Raw genomic sequence first — 18028 nt, forward strand, 5'->3', positions numbered from 1 at the left:
ACCCGGCGAGTGAGTGAAACCACCGGCCCGGTGGTAAGACTGGCGCCATGGCTGACCAGACGATCATCGCTATCCGTGCGACCGCCGCGGCGTACGCCGAAGCGGTCCGCAACACCCAGCGCTTCTTCGACAAGCTCGAGGACGCCGAGGACCCGAGCGCCCTGGCCGAGTACGCCGTTCTCGTGCAGCGCGAGAAGGAGGCCGTCGAGGCCCGCCTGGACGCCATCGAGGCCGCGGGCCTGGAGGTTCCGAGCATCGACGAGAGCGACCCGGATAACTGAGCATTCATTCCGGTCAAGGGTGGCGGTGGGGCGGTCGGACGGGGACAGAAAAGTTTCGGAACCGTTCCGGGCTGCCGGAACCGGTTCCGAGCTGTCAGACTCCGATCGTTCATGTTTCGTTGACCGTGCCACCGCGGTCGCAGCGACCGGAGGCGCGCGTGCCCGACGTCCCCCCGTACAGGGATCCCTCCCTCACCGTCGACCAGCGGGTCGACGACCTGCTCAGCCGGATGACCCTGCCCGAGAAGGTCGGTCAGATGCTCCAGCTGGACGCCCGCGGCGACGTGAAGGAGATCGTCAGCGAGAAGCTCGCCGGCTCGATCCTGCACACGTCGCCCGCGAAGATGCTGGAGGCCATCGACCTGGTCGCCAAGACCCGGCTGCAGATCCCGCTGCTCACGGCCGAGGACTGCATCCACGGCCACTCGTTCTGGCCGGGCGCCACCATCTTCGGAACCCAGCTCGCGATGGCCGGCAGCTGGGATCCGGAGCTGCTGGAGCGGGTGGCCCGGGTGACGGCGGTCGAGGTCTCGGCCACCGGCATCCACTGGACCTTCTCCCCCGTCCTGTGCATCACCCGTGATCTCCGCTGGGGCCGGGTCGACGAAACTTTCGGCGAGGACCCGTTCCTGATCGGCGAGCTCGGCTCGGCGATGATCCGCGGCTATCAGGGCGGCGGCCTGACCGACCCGACCGCGATCCTGGCCACGGCCAAGCACTTCGCCGGCTACTCCGAGACGCAGGGCGGCCGTGACGCCAGCGAGGCCGACCTGAGCCCGCGCAAGCTGCGCTCGTGGTTCCTGCCGCCGTTCGAGCGGGTCGCCCGCGAGGGGTGCCGGGTCTTCATGCTGGGCTACCAGTCGATGGACGGCGTGCCCATCACCGCCAACAAGTGGCTGCTCAACGACGTACTCAAGGAAGAATGGGGTTTCACCGGCACCCTGGTCACGGACTGGGACAACGTGGGCCGCATGGTCTGGGAGCAGCGGGTCTGCGCCGACTACGCCGAGGCGGCCGCGGTCGCCGTCCGCGCCGGTAACGACCTGGTCATGGTCACGCCGGGCTTCTTCGAGGGCGCGCAGGAGGCCGTCGAGCGGGGGCTTCTGGCCGAGACGGAGATCGATGAGGCCGTACGCCGGATCCTGCGCCTGAAGTTCGAATTGGGCCTTTTCGAGGACCCGCGGGCGCCCGACCAGGAGCGGCAGAAGCTGGTGATCGGTGCGGCCGAGCACGCCGAGCTCAACCTCGAGGTGGCCCGCCGCTCGCTGATCCTGCTCCGCAACGACGGCACCCTGCCGCTCGATCCGGCGGCCAAGTTCCGCCGCGTCGCGGTGATCGGCCCGAACGCCGACTCCCCGTCCGCGCAGCTCGGCGACTGGGCCGGCGACTCCGGCCAGATCGACTGGCTGCCCGACGGCCAGCCCCGCGAGATGATCGAGACGGTGCTCGACGGCTTCCGCGCGGTCGCCCCGGCCAACTGGGACATCGACCACGCCCGGGGCGCCGAGATCGAACGGCTCGTGCCCGACCCCGAGGGCGAGACCTATCCGGACGGGCAGCCCCGCCCGCCGATCTCGCAGGCCGCCCCGGTCGACCGGCACCTCATCGACGTGGCCCGCGACAAGGCGATCCGGGCCGACTTCGCGGTCGTGGTGGTCGGTGACACCGTCAACCTGACCGGCGAGCACAAGTCGACGGCCACTCTGGAGCTCCAGGGCGGGCAGATCGCGCTGCTCGACGCCATCGCGGCCACCAAGACCCCGATGATCGTCGTGCTGGTCCAGTCGAAGCCGTCGGTGCTGCCCGAGTCGGCCCTGAACGCGGCCGCCGTCATCCAGGCCTTCAACCCGGGCATGCGGGGCGGGCGGGCCATCGCCGAGCTGGTGCTGGGCCTGATCGAGCCGAGCGGGCGGCTTCCGCTGTCGGTGGCCCGGCACGTCGGCCAGCAGCCGGTCTACTACAACACCATCCGGGGCCAGCACGGCGACCGCTACGCCGATCTGACCCAGGATCCGCTGTTCGCCTTCGGCGAGGGTCTGAGCTACACCACGATCGAGTACGGCGATCTCACCGTGACCACGCCGCAGGTGGCCGCGGACGGGGTGGTGCGGGCGACGGTCACGCTCACCAACACCGGCGGGCGCCCGGCGGTCGAGACGGTTCAGGTGTACGTCAGCGACCTCGTCACGAGCGTCACCTGGGCCGGGCGCGAGCTCAAGACGTACCGCCAGGTCTCGGTCCCGCCCGGCGAGAGCCGCACGGTGGAGATCGAGCTGCCGGCGAGCGCCTGCTCGCTGGTCACCGCGGACGGACGGCGCGTCGTCGAGCCGGGCGAGTTCGAGCTGCTGGTCGGCCCGAGCTCGCGCACCCGTGACCTGCTGCGGGCCGGCTTCACCATCGGCTAGCGGCGATCGGCCGGAGGACAAAACCGAGTTTCTTGTACGTCGCCAGGGCGGCGCTGTTCGAGTGGTCGACGAACAGCGCCACCCGGTCGCGGCCGGTGAGCAGCTCGCGGGTGACGAAGGCGCACAGTTCCGACGCCAGCCCGCGGCCCCGGGCGTGCGCGGCGGTGGCCACCCCGGCCAGGAAGCCGATCCGGCCCGACGACCACGCGTCGGCCGCCACCGCGAGCAGGGTGCCGTCCTCAGCCCGTACTCCCGCCCACCTGGCGACGCCGGAACCGCCCGGACGGGCGTACGACTCGGGGGAAGCGGAAGCAAGCAGCGCCGTGACCTCGGGCAGCTCGCCGGACCCCAGCCAATGCGGCCGTTGACTTTCGTCAGTGGCCGGCGGCTCGGCGGTGTCCATCCAGCCGAAGCGACCGGCGACCGCGACCGACGGCAGGCGCTCGGAAACGGCGGTCAGCAGCGACTCGTCCCCGAGCGGCCGGAACGTGGGCCCGACGAGCGGAAGAACGTCACGCAGCAACTCGGCCACGGCATCGGCATCACCGTGCACGGCCAACCGGTCACGCCGGGAGAGATCCGGGCAGGCGACGGCGACCGCGCCGGGACGGGCGAAGACGCGGGCCGTGGGCCGGTCGGCGGCCCAGATCATCAGAGGGTCGTGTCCGGTCGCGGCGGCGAGATCGTCAAGCGTGAGCACCACGCCATGCTGCCTTGACCCGGCCTGACAAAGTCGTGCTCGTGCGGATCCTCACTCGCCGTTGGCTGCGCCGCGGCATCCTCGCCGGCCTCGTCGTGGTCATGCTGGGCGTGGCCGTCCTGCTGAGCGGCGAGTTGTGGGTACGGGGTGAGGCGCGCGGCCACGTGTTCAGCGAGGCGGACGTCCCGGCGGCCCCGGTGGCGATCGTGCTCGGCGCGGAGGTCTACGCGGACGGCTCGCCGTCGCCGTTCCTGGCCGCCCGGCTGGACATCGCCCGCCGCCTCTACGAGACGGGGAAGGTGAAGGCCATCCTGGTGTCGGGCGACCACGGCCGCTGGGAGTACGACGAGCCGGGTTCGATGCAGGTCTACCTGATCGCCCACGGGGTGCCGGCGTCGCAGATCGCGATCGATTACGCGGGCTTCGACACGTACGACTCGTGCACGCGGGCCAAGCGCATCTTCGGCGTGACGGCGGCGACGATCGTCACCCAGACGTATCACTTGGACCGGGCGGTCGCGCTGTGCCGCACCCAGGGCATAGCTACGAACGGCGTAGGCGACGACTCGGTCAAAATCTACAAAGAGCCGTGGCGCAACTCGGTGATCCGCGAACGGGGCGCCATCGTCAAGGCCGTGGCCGACGTGGTGACCCACCGCGACCCGGTCTTCCTGGGCCGCCACGAGACAACGGTGGAAGAGGCCCTCGCCGCCTCGTGACGCAATCGGGCGCGACTCGTTCCCATAGAGGGCTGCCGGAACCGCGATGATGTACGCTCGCTCCCGCATCTGTCCACATCGAACGGACGATGCGTCATCCAGGCCATCAGCTCGAAGTGCAGGACGCCGAAGATCTTGGCGGGTAACATGATCATCAAAATACCGCCGAGGAGTTCAGGGTGACCCGCGACATCGCCAATCACACCGACAGCGCATGGCTCCGCAGCAGCCGATGCGTCGGCGAAGCGCATTGTGTTGAATTGTCGGTTATCAATTCAGGCGACCAGGTCGCTCTTCGCAATTCGAAAACGCCGGACACCGTCCTGACGTTCGACGCGGACGAGTGGCAGAACTTCGTCGACGGCTTGAAGAGCGGCGAGCTGCGGCTCTCACGCTGACGGCGCCGCGAAGGACTCGAACGTCCGCTTCGGTGGGCCCGAGGCGAGCGCCCGAAAGTACTCGTCATTCACGAACGCCGGGAACCCCTCCCGCGATCCGCCCCGACGGTGCCAGTCTCCGTGATGCTGCCAGTAGAGCCGCGGCACCTCGCTCTCGAAGAACTTCTCGAGGTATTCGCGGGCCTGCGTCTCGTCGATCTTCTTGATCTCGTACGCCCAGGACCAGGACTTGATCACCTTGCCGCAGTAGTAGAACAGGTCCTCGTCGACACCGTCGGGAGACACGCGCGGGCCCCAGCATTGCCGGTACTTGGGATTTTCCATGGCCAGCCGCACCAGATCTTCGTTGAACTGCATGAACGCGTCCCGGCGCATTCCCTTGAGTTGCACGAACTGCATGGCCACCGAGGCCACGACGACGAACAACGCGATGCAGGAGATGACGGCGGCCGCCCCTCCGTACGCCTGGCCGACGTCGGCGACCGCGGAATAGTCCCGATCTTCCACATAGATCATCCGCATGACAGCGGGCGATGCGATCACCCCCGCCGCTACAACGGCGGCAATCAGCAGCACCAGCGCGTAAGCAAGAATGTTGATCGATCTTCGTACAGGCGCGCCCTCCGCCTGGAGTTCTCGAGCCGCCATGTGAGCCCCCAGTCCGTTCCCCTATAGACATTATGTCTGAGGAAACAAGGCCTCCCACGACTCACTCACGTTTGCGCACACGTAAGAAATCTTGCAACATGGCCGAATGCGATAAGGCAGACAGCGACATTCCCGTTTGAATTCAGCCGTCGGCTCGTCGCCATATCGATTCTGCCAGATTGCATCTGCACGTGCATTCCGCGCAAGCATCCGGTTGTGACTCGATCTTCGCGGCGTAACCCATTCGAGTGAGGTTGCCGGCAGGCATGTCAGCCGGCCTGTTCGGCGGCGGCCAGAAAGTCGGACTCGAGCGGAGTCAGGGCGCCGATCAGGTCGTCTATCGGATAGCGGGTGACGAACCGGGCGCCGCCGGGGCCGGTCAGCAGCACCGCCAGCGGTGACTGCACGTCCAGGGGCAGGCCCGGATGGACGTCGCCTCCCCAATGGAGCACCGCGGTGTCCTCGGCCAGGAAGCGGCCGGCGCCGGCCAGCATCAACAGGTCGGTCTGCGTTCTGTAGGTGTCGCCGTGGTAGTCGTACAGGTAGATCTCCACGGCGCCGTCCCTGTACCGGACGATGTCGAGACCTTCGCGCGCCTCCAGCAACCTGCGGGGCGTAGACGCCCGGGCCGCCCGGTAATGCGCGACCGCGGCCGGTGAACCGGCTATCGCGGTCAACTCCCAGTCCGTTTCGAAGGCGGCCGGGTTCTCGATGATGTCCAGGCTCGGCAACGGCGTGTCGAGCCACCTCTCGTAGCTTTCCGCCGGCATCGGCATGCGGGTTGCCGTCATGTAGGAACGGCCGCTCATCTCTATGCCGCCAACTCTCCGGTCAAGGGGCCCAGCGCGGCCGCCAGCTCGTTGCGGGACGTCACGCCCAGCTTGGGATAGATGTGGTAGAGGTGGGCGCCGATGGTGCGATGCGAGACGTACAACCGCTGGGCGATCTCCCGGTTTGTCAGGCCCCGGGCCGCCAGCGCCGCGATGTGCAGCTCCTGCGGGGTCAGCAGGTCGGCCGCCTCCGACTTCGGGGTCTCCACGCGCTCGCCCGCCGCCCGCAGCTGGGACCGCGCGTTCTCGGCCCACGGGGCCATGCCCAGGGCCTCGTACGTGTGCTGAGCGCTCCTCAGGAACGACCGGCTCTCCACCGCCCGGCGGCGCAGGCGCATCGACCGTCCGAAGGCGAGCTCCAGGTGGGCCCGGTCCAGCACCGTCAGGTCCGGGTCGGTCATCGCGTGGCGGAACAGCTCGTCGTCGTCGGCCAGGACCGCCCTCGCGTAGTTCAGGCCTATCCGCAGGATCGGCGAGCCCGTCTGCTCGGCGATCGGCGTCAGTGCGGCCACCTGTCCGGCCAGCTCGTCGCGGCGGCCGGCCAGGATCGCCGCCTCGGCCAGGGGCTGGGTCAGCAGCAGCCGGAACGCGTGGTGATATCCGCTCGCGGTCGGCGTGAAGACCGTGACGAGTTCCTCGTACGCCTCGTCGGGTCGGTTCTGCCCGAGCGCGGTGAGCCCGCGGCACATGCGGACCAGGGCCAGCACCGGAATCGCGCCGAACGGCACCAGCACCTGCTCGGCCTCCGAGGCCAGGCGCTCGGCCGTGCCGGCGTCGCCGCGCAGGCCGGCCGCCGCCGCTCCCATGGCCCGGGCCGTCGGGTCGTACAGCGGCAGGCCCGCCTCCGGCACCAGCCCGGTGATCTCGTCGGCCAGCACCGACGCCTGGCGCACGTCGCCCTCCAGGATCGACTGGAGGCAGAGGCTGCTCAGGGCGTTCACGAACTCCACGATGGACGAGCCCTTGCGCATGCCGGACACAGCACGGGTCAGCAGCCTCCCGGCCAGCGCCATGTCGCCGCACACCTGCGCGGCCAGGCCCAGCTCCCACAGCTCCGACGGCAGCAACCCGGGAGCGGTCTGTGCCGCGCGCACCTGGCGGAGCACCGACGCGGCCCGCTCCACCGGCGCCAGCATGCACTCGCCGATGATCCGGCCGGTCGAGTCAGGTCCGGGCGGCAGACGGTCGAGGACCTCGAGCATCGTCGTACGGATCCGGTCGTCCTCGCCGACACCCCAGTAGAGCCGGATGACCAGCACGCGCAGCGCCCGCACGACCTGGTCGACGTCGGAGCCGGGCGGCAGCAGGCCGGCCTCGTCGGCCAGGCCCAGCATCAGGCTGCCCGACCAGCGGCGGTCGACCAGCGCCTCCTCCTGGAGGGCGATGGCCAGCCGCGACGGCAGGTCGAGCGGCCGTTTGTCGACGATCTCACACAGGCGTACCACCTCGCGGTGGTCTCCCATGTCGAACGCCGCGAACAGCGCGGCGGCCAGGCGCCGCTGCTTGTCGTCGTGACCGGGGGTCAGCTCGGCCGCCCGCAGGAACATCCGGTGCGCGGCGGCGGGGTCGGCCGCGGCCGAGAGGGCCTTGCCCGCGCTCTCCAGCTCGGCCGCGATGTCCTCGTCCGGCCGGTCGGCGGCGGCCGCGCGGTGCCAGGCCCGCCGGTGCGGGTCGTCGCGGTTCACCTCGGCCAGCGCCCGGTGGCAGGCCCGGCGTACGCCCTCGTTGATGGCGTGCCGCATCGCCGAGCGCATCAGCGGATGGCGGAACCGCACGGCGCCGAGCAGCGCCGGGCGGTCGATCATTCGGCCGTCGACCGCCGGCTCCAGGTCGTCGGAGGCGAACAGGACCCCGGTGACCAGGCCGGTGGCCGCCACCACCTCGTCCAGCCCGCCCTCGCCGAGAGCAGCCACGGTCAGGGCGATCCGGACGTTCTCCGGCAGGCCGGCCGCCCGGTCGGCGAACGCCTTCTCCAGCCGCTCGGTCAACGCCAGCGAGCCGCGGGCCAGCGCCTCCGGTGAGCGCGCGGCCACGGCGAACTCGGCCAGGGCGAGCGGGTTGCCCTCGGCCTCGGCCAGCACCCGGCGCCGGGCGGCCAGCGGCAGGGCCGGCGCGTGCCGCCGGACCACCAGGTCGGCCGCCTCGTCGGCCAGCGGGCCGATGGCCAGCTCGGGCAGGCCGAGGGCGCTGTCGGCCGACTCGTCGTCGCGATAGGCGCAGAGCAGCGCGACCCGGTCGGCGCCGAGCCGGCGCCCCAGGAAGGCCAGCACGCCGGCGCTGGCCGTGTCGGCCCAGTGCAGGTCGTCCGCGATGATCAGCACGGGCCGCTGCTCGGCCACGGTCGTGACCAGTTCGAGCACGTCGCGGCCCACGGTGAACGGCTCCTCGGCGCCGGCCAGCACGCGCTCCATCACGGGGGTCGCCGCGAGCGGCCGGAGCACCTGCGCGATCAGGGCGAACGACAGGACGTACTCCTCCTGGGCGGCCGAACCCCGCAGGACCAGGAAATCCGGGGTCTGCGCGGCCTCGTCGAGGATGGCGGTCTTGCCGATGCCGGCCGGACCGTGCAGCACGAGGGCCCCACCCGCCCCGGCGGCGGCGCCGTCCAGCAGCGCGCGCACGGTGGCGACCACGTCGTCCCGCCCCACCAGCGCATCCCCCACTCGCCGGACTGTAATGCAAGCGGCGGTCAGAGGATCTCGACGGGCGTTCCCGATCCCGGGCGGTGGAAGATCTCGGCCGCGCTGCCGCCGCGCGCCAGGAGCTCGTAGAACGGCCGTCCCAGCCGGAGCTGCCCGGCGCGAACGACATCGTGCCCGAGGGGACGGCGAAGACCCCGTCGCTGACGACGGCCTCGGCGGTCACGTCACCGATCTTGACTCGTACGACAGTGCCGACGGCCGCCGGCGCGGAGACGTACGACGTCTTCAGGTTGCCGTAGCCGTCGGTGTAGACGACCGCGCCGGCCGGCGGGTCCGGCAGCTCCAGCTCCGCGCCGAGCAGATCCTCGCCGCGGGCCAGGGCGGCCACCGCGGCCGGGAAGACGTCACGGGAACGGAACTGCGAGCCGGCGTCTGCCACCTTCACCGCGCGCACCGGCACCCCCTCGGCGGCCAGGAACGACAGCGACACCCCGGAGGCGACCCCGACCACCAGCACCCCGGAGTCGAGCTGGGCGGCGGCCAGCGGCTCGCCCTCGTTGTCGTGGCGCGCCTCGTCCCGGTCCTCGCGCGGTGCCACGTTGGCGTAGACGATCCGGTCGGCCGGCCCGTCGCCGAAGGCGAGCTGGGCCACGCAGAAGCCGGCGCTCACCGTGTCGAACGGCGGCACCGGCACCGCGTCGACTTCGGCGTGCGGCAGCAGCTTGGCGAAGCGCTGCCGCACCTCGGCGAACGCCAGGTCCCCGAGGCCGTAGTCGGCCACCACCGTGATCAACATGTCCGCAGACTAAGCCGTCAAGCGATGGTGTGCCCGCCGTTGACCGTGATCCGCTCGCCGGTGACGAAGCGGGCCGCGTCCGAGGCCACGAAGGCCACCACGTCGGCGATGTCGTCCGGGGTGCCGATCCGGCCCAGCGGCACCTCGGCCACGTAGCCGGCGGTGTCGGCGTCGCCGTGCCGCTCGACCGGGATCCAGCCGGGCGCGACGACGTTCACCGTCACCCCGTACCGCCCCAGTTCGCGGGCCCACGTGCGGGCCAGCCCGATCTGCGCGCCCTTGGCGGCGTTGTAGGCCGAGGCCAGCGGGAAGGCCCGCTCGAACGAGTCCGACCCGATCATGATGAAGCGCCCGCCGCCGAGCTCCTTCATGCCGGGCAGCGCGGCCTGCATGAGCAGGGTCGGGCTCTTCACGAAGAACTCGAGCTGCCGCAGATGGTCCTCCCAGGTGGTCTCCTCGGCCGGGATGAGCGGCTGCGGCCCGGTCGCGTTGGCCACGACCACCCGCACCGGCCCGACCTCTTCAACCATGCGCCGCACCTCTTCCGGCGAGGTCACATCCGCCCGGTACGCCCGGGCCTGTCCCCCGGCCGCGACGATGTCGGCGACAACGGCCTCGGCCGCCGCGGAGGAAGCCGCGTAATTGACCACCACCGGCTCGTCCGCCGCGAGCCGCCGGGCGATGTGCGCGCCCAGCCCTCGCGAGGCGCCGGTCACCAGAGCCGTCATTCCCCCACCGTCCCGTCCAGCAGTTCCCGCACGGCGTCCGCGTGTCCCGCGTGCCGGGCCGTCTCGTTGATCAGATGCAGCAACACGAAGCGCAGGTCGTACCCGCCGTCCGCAGACCTGGCGTCCAGCCCCAGGGTCCGGACCGCCGACGCGGTCGCGACCGCCCGTTCCCGATAGGCGGCCACGGCCTCGTCGATGGGCAGCGCCGGGGCCTCGTACTCCGAAGCGTCCTTGAATGTCGAACCGCCGAGCATGACACCGTCGATCCACCGGCGCTCGACGTTGGTGAGGTGATTGACCAGGCCGACCAGCGGAAGCAGCTTCCCGTCCGGCCGCCACCGGGCCTGCTCGCCGGTGACACCCAGCGCCTTGCGCAGGACCGCGCCGCGCAGGAAGTCGAGCCAGCTCAGGAAAAGGCCGACTTCATCGGTAGGAGAGGAAGGTGAAGGGAACGTCACGTCCTCGAGGGCCGTCATTCGTGACAGGGTAGATCCATGGCGGATGGATCACTGCGCAGGCTGGGTTTTCTGACGATCGGGCTGTTCGACGGCGCCGATCCCCGTCCCGGCCACGAGACGACCCTGGAGATCATCAAGCGGGGCGAGGATCTTGGTTTCGACAGCGCCTGGGTCCGGCATCGCCATTTGCAGTACGGCATCTCGTCGCCCGTCGCGGTGCTGGCCGCCGCCAGCCAGCGCACCAGCCGGATCGACCTGGGCACCGCCGTCATCCCCCTCGGCTGGGAAAATCCGCTGCGCCTGGCCGAAGATCTCGCCACCGTCGACATCCTCTCCGGCGGCCGGCTCAACCCGGGCGTCAGCGTCGGCCCGCCGATGAACTACGACAAGGTCAAGCCCGCGCTCTACCCCGACCACGACGAGGACTTCGGATACGGCCGGGTGGAGCGCCTGCTCGACTTCGTGGCGGGCAAGCCGGCCACCGACTTCGAGGGCACGCAGGGCTTCGAGGTCTTCTCCCCCCGCGTCGAGCCGCACGCGGCCGGTCTGCGCGAGCGCATGTGGTACGGCGGCGGCAGCCTCCGCTCGGCACAGTGGGCCGGCGAGCACGGCATGAACTTCCTGACCAGCAGCGTGGTCAAGGCCGAGGACGGCACCGACTTCGCCGACATCCAGCTCAGCCACATCCGCGCGTTCCGCGCCGCCAATCCGGGAGGCCGCGTCTCCCAGGGCCTCGTGGTCATCCCCACCGACTCGGCGTCGCCGGAGCAAAAGGCCAGATATTCGGCGTACGTCGAGAAGCGCACCCCCCGAACCCTGGAACCGCAGGGTCCCGCGCGCATGTTGTTCTCCCGCGACTACGTCGGCTCGTCGGCCGAGATCGCCGAACAGCTGCACGCCCACGCCGCCTACCGCGAGATCGACGAGGTGGCGTTCGCCCTGCCGTTCAGCTTCGAGCACGACGACTACGTCCAGATCCTCACCGACATCGCCACCAAGCTCGGCCCCGCCCTCGGCTGGCGACCGGGGAGCTAGGTCCCGTTTCGTGGCTGGGGCGGAAGCTGGGCCACGCCGCAACCCCGTTCCAGCCACGAAACGGGACCTAGCACCACCACGAAGACGGGGGTCGGCGGGAGCGCTTTCGGCGGCCGCGAAAAATAGCGTCGACGTCATGACGACGATGACGATGACGGGGGCCGCTGTCGCGCTGCAGGGCATCAGCCGGGTCTACGGCCGGGGGCCGGCGGCGGTTCGGGCCGTCGACGAGGTGACTCTCGCGTTTCCGCGGGGTGGCTGGACGGCCGTGATGGGTCCGTCCGGTTCCGGTAAATCCACGCTGCTGCACTGCGCGGCCGGCCTCGAACGGGTCGACAGCGGGCGGGTGCTGATCGGCGACACCGACATCACGGCCGCTGGGGATGCGCAGCTGACCTCGCTGCGGCGTACCCGGATCGGCTTTGTCTTTCAGAGTTTCAACCTGATCGGCTCGCTCACGGCCGAACAGAACGTGGCCCTGCCCCTGCGTCTCGCCGGCCGCAAGCCGCCGCGGGCCGAGGTGCGCGCGACGCTCGACGCGGTCGGTCTGGGCGACCGGGCCCGGCACAAGCCGCGCGAGCTGTCCGGCGGTCAGCAGCAGCGGGTGGCGATCGCCCGCGCGATGGTGACCCGGCCCGAGGTGCTGTTCGCGGACGAGCCGACGGGCGCCCTCGACTCGACGGCGGCCCGCACGGTGCTCGACCTGCTGCGCGCGATGGCCGACGCCGGGCAGAGCATCGTGATGGTCACCCACGATCCCGGCGCCGCCGCCCGGGCCGACTCCGTCGTCTTCCTGGGCGACGGCCGGGTCGTCGATCAACTGACCGGCGCCAGCACGCGCGCCGTCGCCGACCGCCTCGCCGCTTGGGAGCGCTGACATGTCGGGCATCGTCGTTTTCACGGAGCCGGGGAGGCTGACATGAGGGGCCTGAGTCGCGCCGGCCTGGCCGAGCGCTGGACGTTGTTCGTGGGGGCGCTGCTCTCGGTCACGCTGGGCGTGGCGCTGGTGCAGTCGTCGCTGCTGCTGCTCATCACGGCGGCGCTGCTCGACCCGCCGGCCGGCGCGAGCGCGGCCGAGCGGATGGAGTTCACCGACGGCACCACGGCCGCGGTGTCGATGCTGGGCGTGGTGCTCGGCGGTGCGGTCTTCCTGGCCGGTTTCATCATCAGCTCGACGTTCGCCTTCACGGTCGACCAGCGCCGCCGCGACCTGGCCCTGCTGCGCCTGGTCGGCGGAAGTCGCGGCCAGCTGCACCGCCTGCTGCTGGGTGAGGCGGTGCTGCTGGGAGCGCTCGGCGCCCTGCTGGGCGTGCCGACGGGCCTGGCCGTGATGCGCTTCCAGGGATGGCTCATGCGCGAGTTCGGCTTCGTGCCGCCGGGCTTCGCGGGCGAGTGGAGGCAGTGGATCCTGGGGGTCTCCTTCGGCACGGGCATCGTGCTGGCGGTGGCCGGCGTGCTGGTCGCGGCCCGGCGCGCGTCCCGGGTGCGCCCCTTGGAGGCGCTGCGCGAGACCGGCGCGGCGGCCCGGGCGATGACGTGGAGCCGGGCCCTGATCGGCCTGGTCTTCCTGGGCGGCGCGCTGGCCCTGGTGATCGTGGCCCCGTTCGGCGGCCCCAGCGGCGGCATGGCCATGGCCATGAACGTCCCGATCCCGGCCGCCGTGGCCGTGGTGGCCTTCGCGCCGCTGCTGGTGCCGCTGATCGCCCGGATGGTCCCGTTCCGGTCACCCGGCGGCCTGGCCCGCGCCAACTTGAGCGACGCCCGCCGCCGCTCGGCCTCGGTCGCGGCGCCGCTGATCGTGCTGGTCGCCCTGGTGGTCGGCAACGTGGGCGCCGGCGCCTCCTTCACCACGTCGGGCATCCGCCAGCTGGCCACACAGACCCACGCCGACCTGGTGGTGGAGTCGGTCGGCCCGCCGCCGCAAGCGACCGGAAGCCCCGGCAGCACCTCCAACCCCAGCGACGCCAGCAGCCCCAGCAACCCCAGCGGCCCCAACAGCCCCAACAGCCCCGGCGGCCCCAACAACCCCATGAACCCCAACAACCCCAGCGGCCCCAGCAACCCCAGCAACCCCAGCGGCCCCAGCGGTGTTGGCAGCCCTGCCGACACCGGCACGGCCTCGGCTGCGGCCCACTCACCCGACGGCACGCGCATTTCGGATATTCCCGGTATCGCCGCGGTGTCGGTGGAGACGCGGCTGCCGGCTGAGGTCACCACGGGATCGGGCGAGGACCGCGAGACCGAGACGATCAGCCTTCTGGTGATCGACCCCGTGGCGTACGCGAAAACGCACGACGGCAGCACCTCGCTGACGGACCTGAAGGGGCGGGAGGTCGCGGCCGGCCCCGGCGGCGACGTGCCGGGCGCCGGCAGCACGATCCGCCTCAGAGTGCCCGATCGCGACCTCGGCGACGTGCCGATCACCGCCGGTGTGCCGGCCACCATGACCGGCGGCGCCAACCTCCTCGTGCCGCCCGGCCTTCTCTCGGCCGCCGAGCTGAAGGACGCGCCCACCCAATCGTTCGTCACACTAACGAAAGACGCGGACGTGGCGGCCGTCCGGACGGCCCTGACCCGCTTCGGCACCGTGTCGGCCCTCGACGACAAGCTGCGGGCCGACGCCAAGGCGGCCAACTCGACAAACGAGAAGATCATGCTGATCGTGCTGGGCCTGGGCGGGCTCTACGCCCTGATCGGCGTCGTCAACTCGATCGTCATCGGCGCCGCCACCCGCCGCCGCGAGTTCGCGGAGGCCCGCGTCACCGGCATGTCGCGGGGGCAGGTGGTGCGTTCGGCGCTGCTGGAGGCGTACGCCGTCACGGTCTCAGCTCTTCTCCTCGGCGGCGTGGCCTCGGCCGCGACTTTCGTCGCCGTCTTCTCCACGACGAAGGCCGTGACCGGCGCCGGCACCCTCGACCTGCCGTGGACCCAGATCGGGGCCGTGGCCGTGGTCGCCCTGACCGTGACCACGGCGACCACCCTGATCACGTCGCTGTCGGCCACCCGCCGCCGGCCGGTCACCCAGCTCAGGGCAGCTTGAGCACGTCGGCGACGACCGCGCCGTCGGTGGTCAGGCGGACCGGGGCCGGGCTGTCGTAGACGACCAGGACCCGGTCGTCGCCGACCAGGCTCAGGCCCTCGGCGTGGTCGTCGCCCTCGCCGTATGTCAGTTCCAGCTCGCGGGTGATCAGGTCGGAGCGGACGATGACCGGCTCCTCGGCCACCGCGGCCCCGTGCCAGCGGTAGATGCGGACCGGTCCGTCCAGGTCCATGGTCGGGCCGGCCAGGATCAGCAGGTCGTCGCCGTGCGGGCAGAGGTCGCGGACGCCCAGGCCGTCGAGGTCCAGCACGTGTTTGCGGTAGAGCCGGCCGTCCGGGAACGGGGTCAGGCGCAGGCGGTCGGGGTCGTCGTCGTCGACGTACGGGCGGAGCTCCAGCACGAAGGCCCAGCCACGCAGCACCGGGCCGCGCAGGCCGAGGTAGACGCGGCCGCCGCGGACGGCGATGCCCTCGATGTCGAGGCCGTTGTCCTTGCCGGGGATGCCGAGGAACGGGCCGAGGTGCTCGTCCGAGCGGAGCAGCGTGCGCAGGGCGTCACGCTTGCCCAGGGCGGCGGCCCGGTGACGTACGCCCTCGATCGTCACCTCGCGGACCGGGGTGGGCAGACCGTCGACGTCGACGATGGGCAGGCGCACCAGGATCTGGCGGTTGTCCTGGCCCTCGACCCGGGCCAGCCGCTTGAGCGCCCGGGACCCCTCGTGCCGTTCCTTGATCTGCTTGCGGCGCAGGCTGTGCGAGCCGACCGCCCACAGGAACTGCCCGGTGCGGGCCAGCCCCTCGACGTCGGCCTCCTCGTCGGCGTCGACGCCGGGCAGGTCGACGAAGTCGGCCAGGCGGAAGCTGCGCTCGTCGCCGAACTCGGTGGGCTGGGCGGGATCGTCGACGGTGAGCCGCTCCAGGGTCGCCGTCTCGTCGCCGGCGATCCACAGCACGGGCCCGTCCAGCCGCACGGCGGACAGGTTGGTGTGCGTGGCAGCCGTGCGGGAAGCGTCCCCGAACCGCAGGCGCACGGTGTGTTCCAACGTCATGAAAGTCATCGTCGCACCGCCGCGCACCTGCGGATCTGTTCTGTCTTATCTCAGCCGATCAATCCACGCCATAAGTGAGGACGCGTCCTCATTTGCCCGTGACCTGACGTTGTCGTGCGTGCCGACCCTGCGCTCCCCGTGTGTGTTGTCAATAATTTCGCTGAGAATCAGGGCGACGGCTTCGGGGCCGCTACCGGGCTCCGGTTGCCGTCGCGGTCGTACGCCCGTACGCCGAAGAAGACGTTGTCCTTGGAGAGGTCGATCGTGATCGTGCCGACCTTGCCCACGTCGCGACTGTGCTGCCACTCCGGGGCCGTGGTCTCCCGCCAGACGATCTCGTAGCCGGCCAGATCGGGCTCGGCGCCGACCTCCCAGCGCAGGGTCGTCTCGTTGGTGAGCTGGGTGGTGTCGATGACCACGCCGCGGGGCGTGCCCGGGGCCTGCGCCAGCGACCAGAGGACGGCCGCGTTCGTCCTGGCCACCCCGGCGATGTAGCGGAAGTCGCAGAACTCGATCAGGTCGCCGTACTGGACGCCGTCCTCGACCCGGACGTCCTGGTGCTCGTGGGCGAAGTTCTCCCTCGGCTCGGTGAAGCGGGCCGCCGGATAGCCCCGGAGCAGGAACGAGATGTGGTCGCTGCCGCGCAGATATCGATCACGGCGCCAGATGACCCGTACATCGAGATCGGTCCTGAGGTCTTTGACGAACCTCCCCAGTTGCCGCGACGGCCCGTCGTTCTCGCCACCGACGCTCAGCCGGGTTCTGGCCTCGGCCGCGGTCTCGGCCGTCGGCACCCCCTCGACGAAAAGTCGTACCTGACGGGGGTGGGGAGCGGTGCCGTCATGGGCGTCGCCGGTGCCGACGATGTCGTTGCTGAACATGGCCTGGATGTCCGCGCCCTGATCCTTGTAGACCTGCGCCATGTGGTCGGAGCCGTAGAGACCCTGCTCCTCCCCGGCCACCGCGGCGAAGACGATCGTCGCCTCGGGCCGGCGTTTCGCCATGACCCGCGCCAGCTCCATGATCACGGCCACGCCCGACGCGTCGTCGTCGGCGCCGGGCGCGTCGGCGGTCGCGTTCATGACGTCGGTGACCCGCGAGTCGTAGTGGCCGGTCACCACGTAGATCCGCTCCGGCGTGACCGAGCCCGGCAGCGTCGCGATCACGTTGGTGATCCGCGTCGGCGCCGGCACCCGCGGCGAGACGGGCTGAACGAACGACTGGAGCTCCACGGTCATCGGCGTCCCCGCCGCGTACCGCCGCAGCTCCGCGTAGATCCAGTCCCGCGCCGCCCCGATGCCCCGCACCGGGTCGTCCTGGGTGGACAGCGTGTGCCTCGTACCAAAGGAGACCAGGCGCCGGACGACGGCCTCGATCCGCCGCGGGTCGATCTCCTTGAGGATCTGCTTGAGCTCGGGCCGCAGCGAGGCCTTCGCCTCACCCGCCACGAGCGGCGCCGCCACGGCGGCCGCGGAAACCGACAGGAACGTACGCCTCGTCGAGTTGGCCATGCATCCCACTCTCGCCCGCACAGTGATCGATGTCTATACGTAGTTTCGGGTAAGAGATCGTCATGCATGTCGACCCTCGCGAGGCGCGCTCCGCGCTCCTAGGCCAGATGGACCTTCTGATCGGCGCCGCGGCCGAGCTCTCCGACCAGGCGCTGCTCGCACCGAGCCGCTGCACCGGCTGGACCGTGAGCGAGGCGCTCGTCCACGTCCATCAGGGCTTGCAGGAGATGGTGCTGGGCTGCGTCACCCACACGGACGACCCGCCCGACACCGACGCCGCTTCCTACTGGCGCGACTTCACCCCTTCTCCACCGGACATCGCCGGCATTCAGTTCGTCCGGCGGCTGGCCGCGGCGTACGACCGCCCTTCGGGCTTGCTGAAACACCTCACCCCCACAACCGATGGCGTACGCGCTGCCGTGCTCACGTTCGATCCCCAAGCCGTACGTTTTCAGGGGCACGTGCTTCCTTGGGGCGACTTCCTGGCCACCTGGGCGGTCGAGCTGGCCGTGCACCATCTGCACGTCACCACGTCGCCCCCGCACGGCCCGGCGCTGAACCTGGCCCGCCGCACGGTGGAAGCTCTGGCCGGCGACCCGCTGCCGCCGTCGTGGCCGGACGAGACGGTGGTCCTGCTCGGCACCGGCCGCACCTCACCCAGTCCGGCTCAGCGCGGGGAGTTCCCAGCGGTGTCCCGCCTACCCGTCCTGGGCTGAGAGCCGCGCCAGCACTTTGTTGCACCCGCGCGTCGTCGAGCCGTCCTCGGCGCCTCCGCGATCACGTCGTCCA

General features: G+C 71.0%; 17 protein-coding genes. 9 read left to right on the top strand and 8 right to left on the bottom strand.

What is annotated here, in order from left to right; all coding sequences use genetic code 11:
• Positions 1 to 47: 47 nt before the first annotated feature.
• Together ACQP2X_RS36730 and ACQP2X_RS36735 are read left to right on the top strand one after the other, a co-directional pair.
• Positions 48 to 281: a hypothetical protein gene (locus ACQP2X_RS36730; protein WP_498689837.1), complete on the top strand. Its 234-nt coding sequence runs from the start codon at positions 48 to 50 to the stop codon at positions 279 to 281.
• 158 nt (positions 282 to 439) lie between these two features.
• The gene (locus ACQP2X_RS36735; protein WP_498689839.1) at positions 440 to 2686 is read left to right on the top strand and encodes an exo-beta-d-1,3/1,6-glucosidase; all 2247 of its coding nucleotides are present in this window, start codon (positions 440 to 442) and stop codon (positions 2684 to 2686) included.
• Here the strand turns inward: ACQP2X_RS36735 and ACQP2X_RS36740 are convergent.
• Positions 2673 to 3389, bottom strand: coding sequence for a GNAT family N-acetyltransferase (locus ACQP2X_RS36740; protein WP_498689841.1), 717 nt, complete (start codon positions 3387 to 3389; stop codon positions 2673 to 2675). The genes ACQP2X_RS36735 and ACQP2X_RS36740 overlap by 14 nt on opposite strands.
• A 38-nt stretch (positions 3390 to 3427) precedes the next feature.
• Here ACQP2X_RS36740 and ACQP2X_RS36745 point away from each other — a divergent pair, with 38 nt between their 5' ends.
• Positions 3428 to 4105 carry a SanA/YdcF family protein gene (locus tag ACQP2X_RS36745; protein WP_498689843.1) on the top strand — a complete coding sequence of 226 codons (678 nt, stop codon included), beginning with the start codon at positions 3428 to 3430 and terminating at the stop codon, positions 4103 to 4105.
• A 179-nt stretch (positions 4106 to 4284) separates the two neighbouring features.
• Positions 4285 to 4503, top strand: a complete 219-nt coding sequence (locus tag ACQP2X_RS36750; RefSeq protein ID WP_498689845.1) for a DUF397 domain-containing protein — start codon at positions 4285 to 4287, stop codon at positions 4501 to 4503.
• Here the strand turns inward: ACQP2X_RS36750 and ACQP2X_RS36755 are convergent.
• From ACQP2X_RS36755 to ACQP2X_RS36765, 3 genes are all read right to left on the bottom strand, one after another.
• A complete protein-coding gene (locus ACQP2X_RS36755) occupies positions 4495 to 5151 on the bottom strand; it encodes a DUF6082 family protein (RefSeq protein WP_498689847.1) in 657 nt (218 codons plus the stop codon). The genes ACQP2X_RS36750 and ACQP2X_RS36755 overlap by 9 nt on opposite strands.
• A gap of 269 nt (positions 5152 to 5420) precedes the next feature.
• Complete coding sequence (locus ACQP2X_RS36760) at positions 5421 to 5960, bottom strand: hypothetical protein (protein WP_498689849.1); 540 nt, start codon at positions 5958 to 5960, stop codon at positions 5421 to 5423.
• 2 nt (positions 5961 to 5962) lie between these two features.
• Positions 5963 to 8644, bottom strand: coding sequence for a helix-turn-helix transcriptional regulator (locus ACQP2X_RS36765; RefSeq protein ID WP_498689850.1), 2682 nt, complete (start codon positions 8642 to 8644; stop codon positions 5963 to 5965).
• Between the two features lie 62 nt (positions 8645 to 8706).
• Here ACQP2X_RS36765 and ACQP2X_RS36770 point away from each other — a divergent pair, with 62 nt between their 5' ends.
• Positions 8707 to 8922 (top strand): hypothetical protein, encoded by a 216-nt coding sequence (locus tag ACQP2X_RS36770; RefSeq protein ID WP_498689851.1) that lies wholly within the window; start codon positions 8707 to 8709, stop codon positions 8920 to 8922.
• Between the two features lie 514 nt (positions 8923 to 9436).
• Here ACQP2X_RS36770 and ACQP2X_RS36775 read toward each other — a convergent pair.
• Positions 9437 to 10147 (bottom strand): SDR family oxidoreductase, encoded by a 711-nt coding sequence (locus ACQP2X_RS36775; protein WP_498689853.1) that lies wholly within the window; start codon positions 10145 to 10147, stop codon positions 9437 to 9439.
• Entirely contained in the window at positions 10144 to 10623 is a 480-nt protein-coding gene (locus tag ACQP2X_RS36780; RefSeq protein ID WP_498689855.1) for a mycothiol transferase, read from the bottom strand. The genes ACQP2X_RS36775 and ACQP2X_RS36780 overlap by 4 nt, the downstream gene beginning before the upstream one ends.
• A gap of 18 nt (positions 10624 to 10641) precedes the next feature.
• Here ACQP2X_RS36780 and ACQP2X_RS36785 point away from each other — a divergent pair, with 18 nt between their 5' ends.
• The 3 genes from ACQP2X_RS36785 to ACQP2X_RS36795 all read left to right on the top strand — a co-directional run bounded on the left by ACQP2X_RS36785 (position 10642) and on the right by ACQP2X_RS36795 (position 14680).
• Positions 10642 to 11640 (top strand): LLM class flavin-dependent oxidoreductase, encoded by a 999-nt coding sequence (locus tag ACQP2X_RS36785; protein ID WP_498689857.1) that lies wholly within the window; start codon positions 10642 to 10644, stop codon positions 11638 to 11640.
• A gap of 145 nt (positions 11641 to 11785) precedes the next feature.
• A complete protein-coding gene (locus tag ACQP2X_RS36790; protein WP_498701125.1) occupies positions 11786 to 12517 on the top strand; it encodes an ABC transporter ATP-binding protein in 732 nt (243 codons plus the stop codon).
• Between the two features lie 42 nt (positions 12518 to 12559).
• The gene (locus tag ACQP2X_RS36795) at positions 12560 to 14680 is read left to right on the top strand and encodes an ABC transporter permease (RefSeq protein WP_498689859.1); all 2121 of its coding nucleotides are present in this window, start codon (positions 12560 to 12562) and stop codon (positions 14678 to 14680) included.
• Here the strand turns inward: ACQP2X_RS36795 and ACQP2X_RS36800 are convergent.
• Both ACQP2X_RS36800 and ACQP2X_RS36805 read right to left on the bottom strand, forming a co-directional pair.
• Positions 14667 to 15728: a DUF3616 domain-containing protein gene (locus ACQP2X_RS36800; RefSeq protein WP_498689860.1), complete on the bottom strand. Its 1062-nt coding sequence runs from the start codon at positions 15726 to 15728 to the stop codon at positions 14667 to 14669. The genes ACQP2X_RS36795 and ACQP2X_RS36800 overlap by 14 nt on opposite strands.
• A gap of 167 nt (positions 15729 to 15895) precedes the next feature.
• Positions 15896 to 17239, bottom strand: coding sequence for a M20/M25/M40 family metallo-hydrolase (locus tag ACQP2X_RS36805; RefSeq protein WP_498689861.1), 1344 nt, complete (start codon positions 17237 to 17239; stop codon positions 15896 to 15898).
• A 62-nt stretch (positions 17240 to 17301) separates the two neighbouring features.
• On the opposite strand from ACQP2X_RS36805, the gene ACQP2X_RS36810 reads away from it, so the two are divergent.
• The gene (locus tag ACQP2X_RS36810) at positions 17302 to 17955 is read left to right on the top strand and encodes a maleylpyruvate isomerase N-terminal domain-containing protein (RefSeq protein ID WP_498689862.1); all 654 of its coding nucleotides are present in this window, start codon (positions 17302 to 17304) and stop codon (positions 17953 to 17955) included.
• The last annotated feature ends 73 nt before the right edge of the window (positions 17956 to 18028 follow it).

Source organism: Actinoplanes sp. CA-131856 (assembly GCF_050956135.1).
Taxonomy (GTDB): Bacteria; Actinomycetota; Actinomycetes; order Mycobacteriales; family Micromonosporaceae; genus Actinoplanes.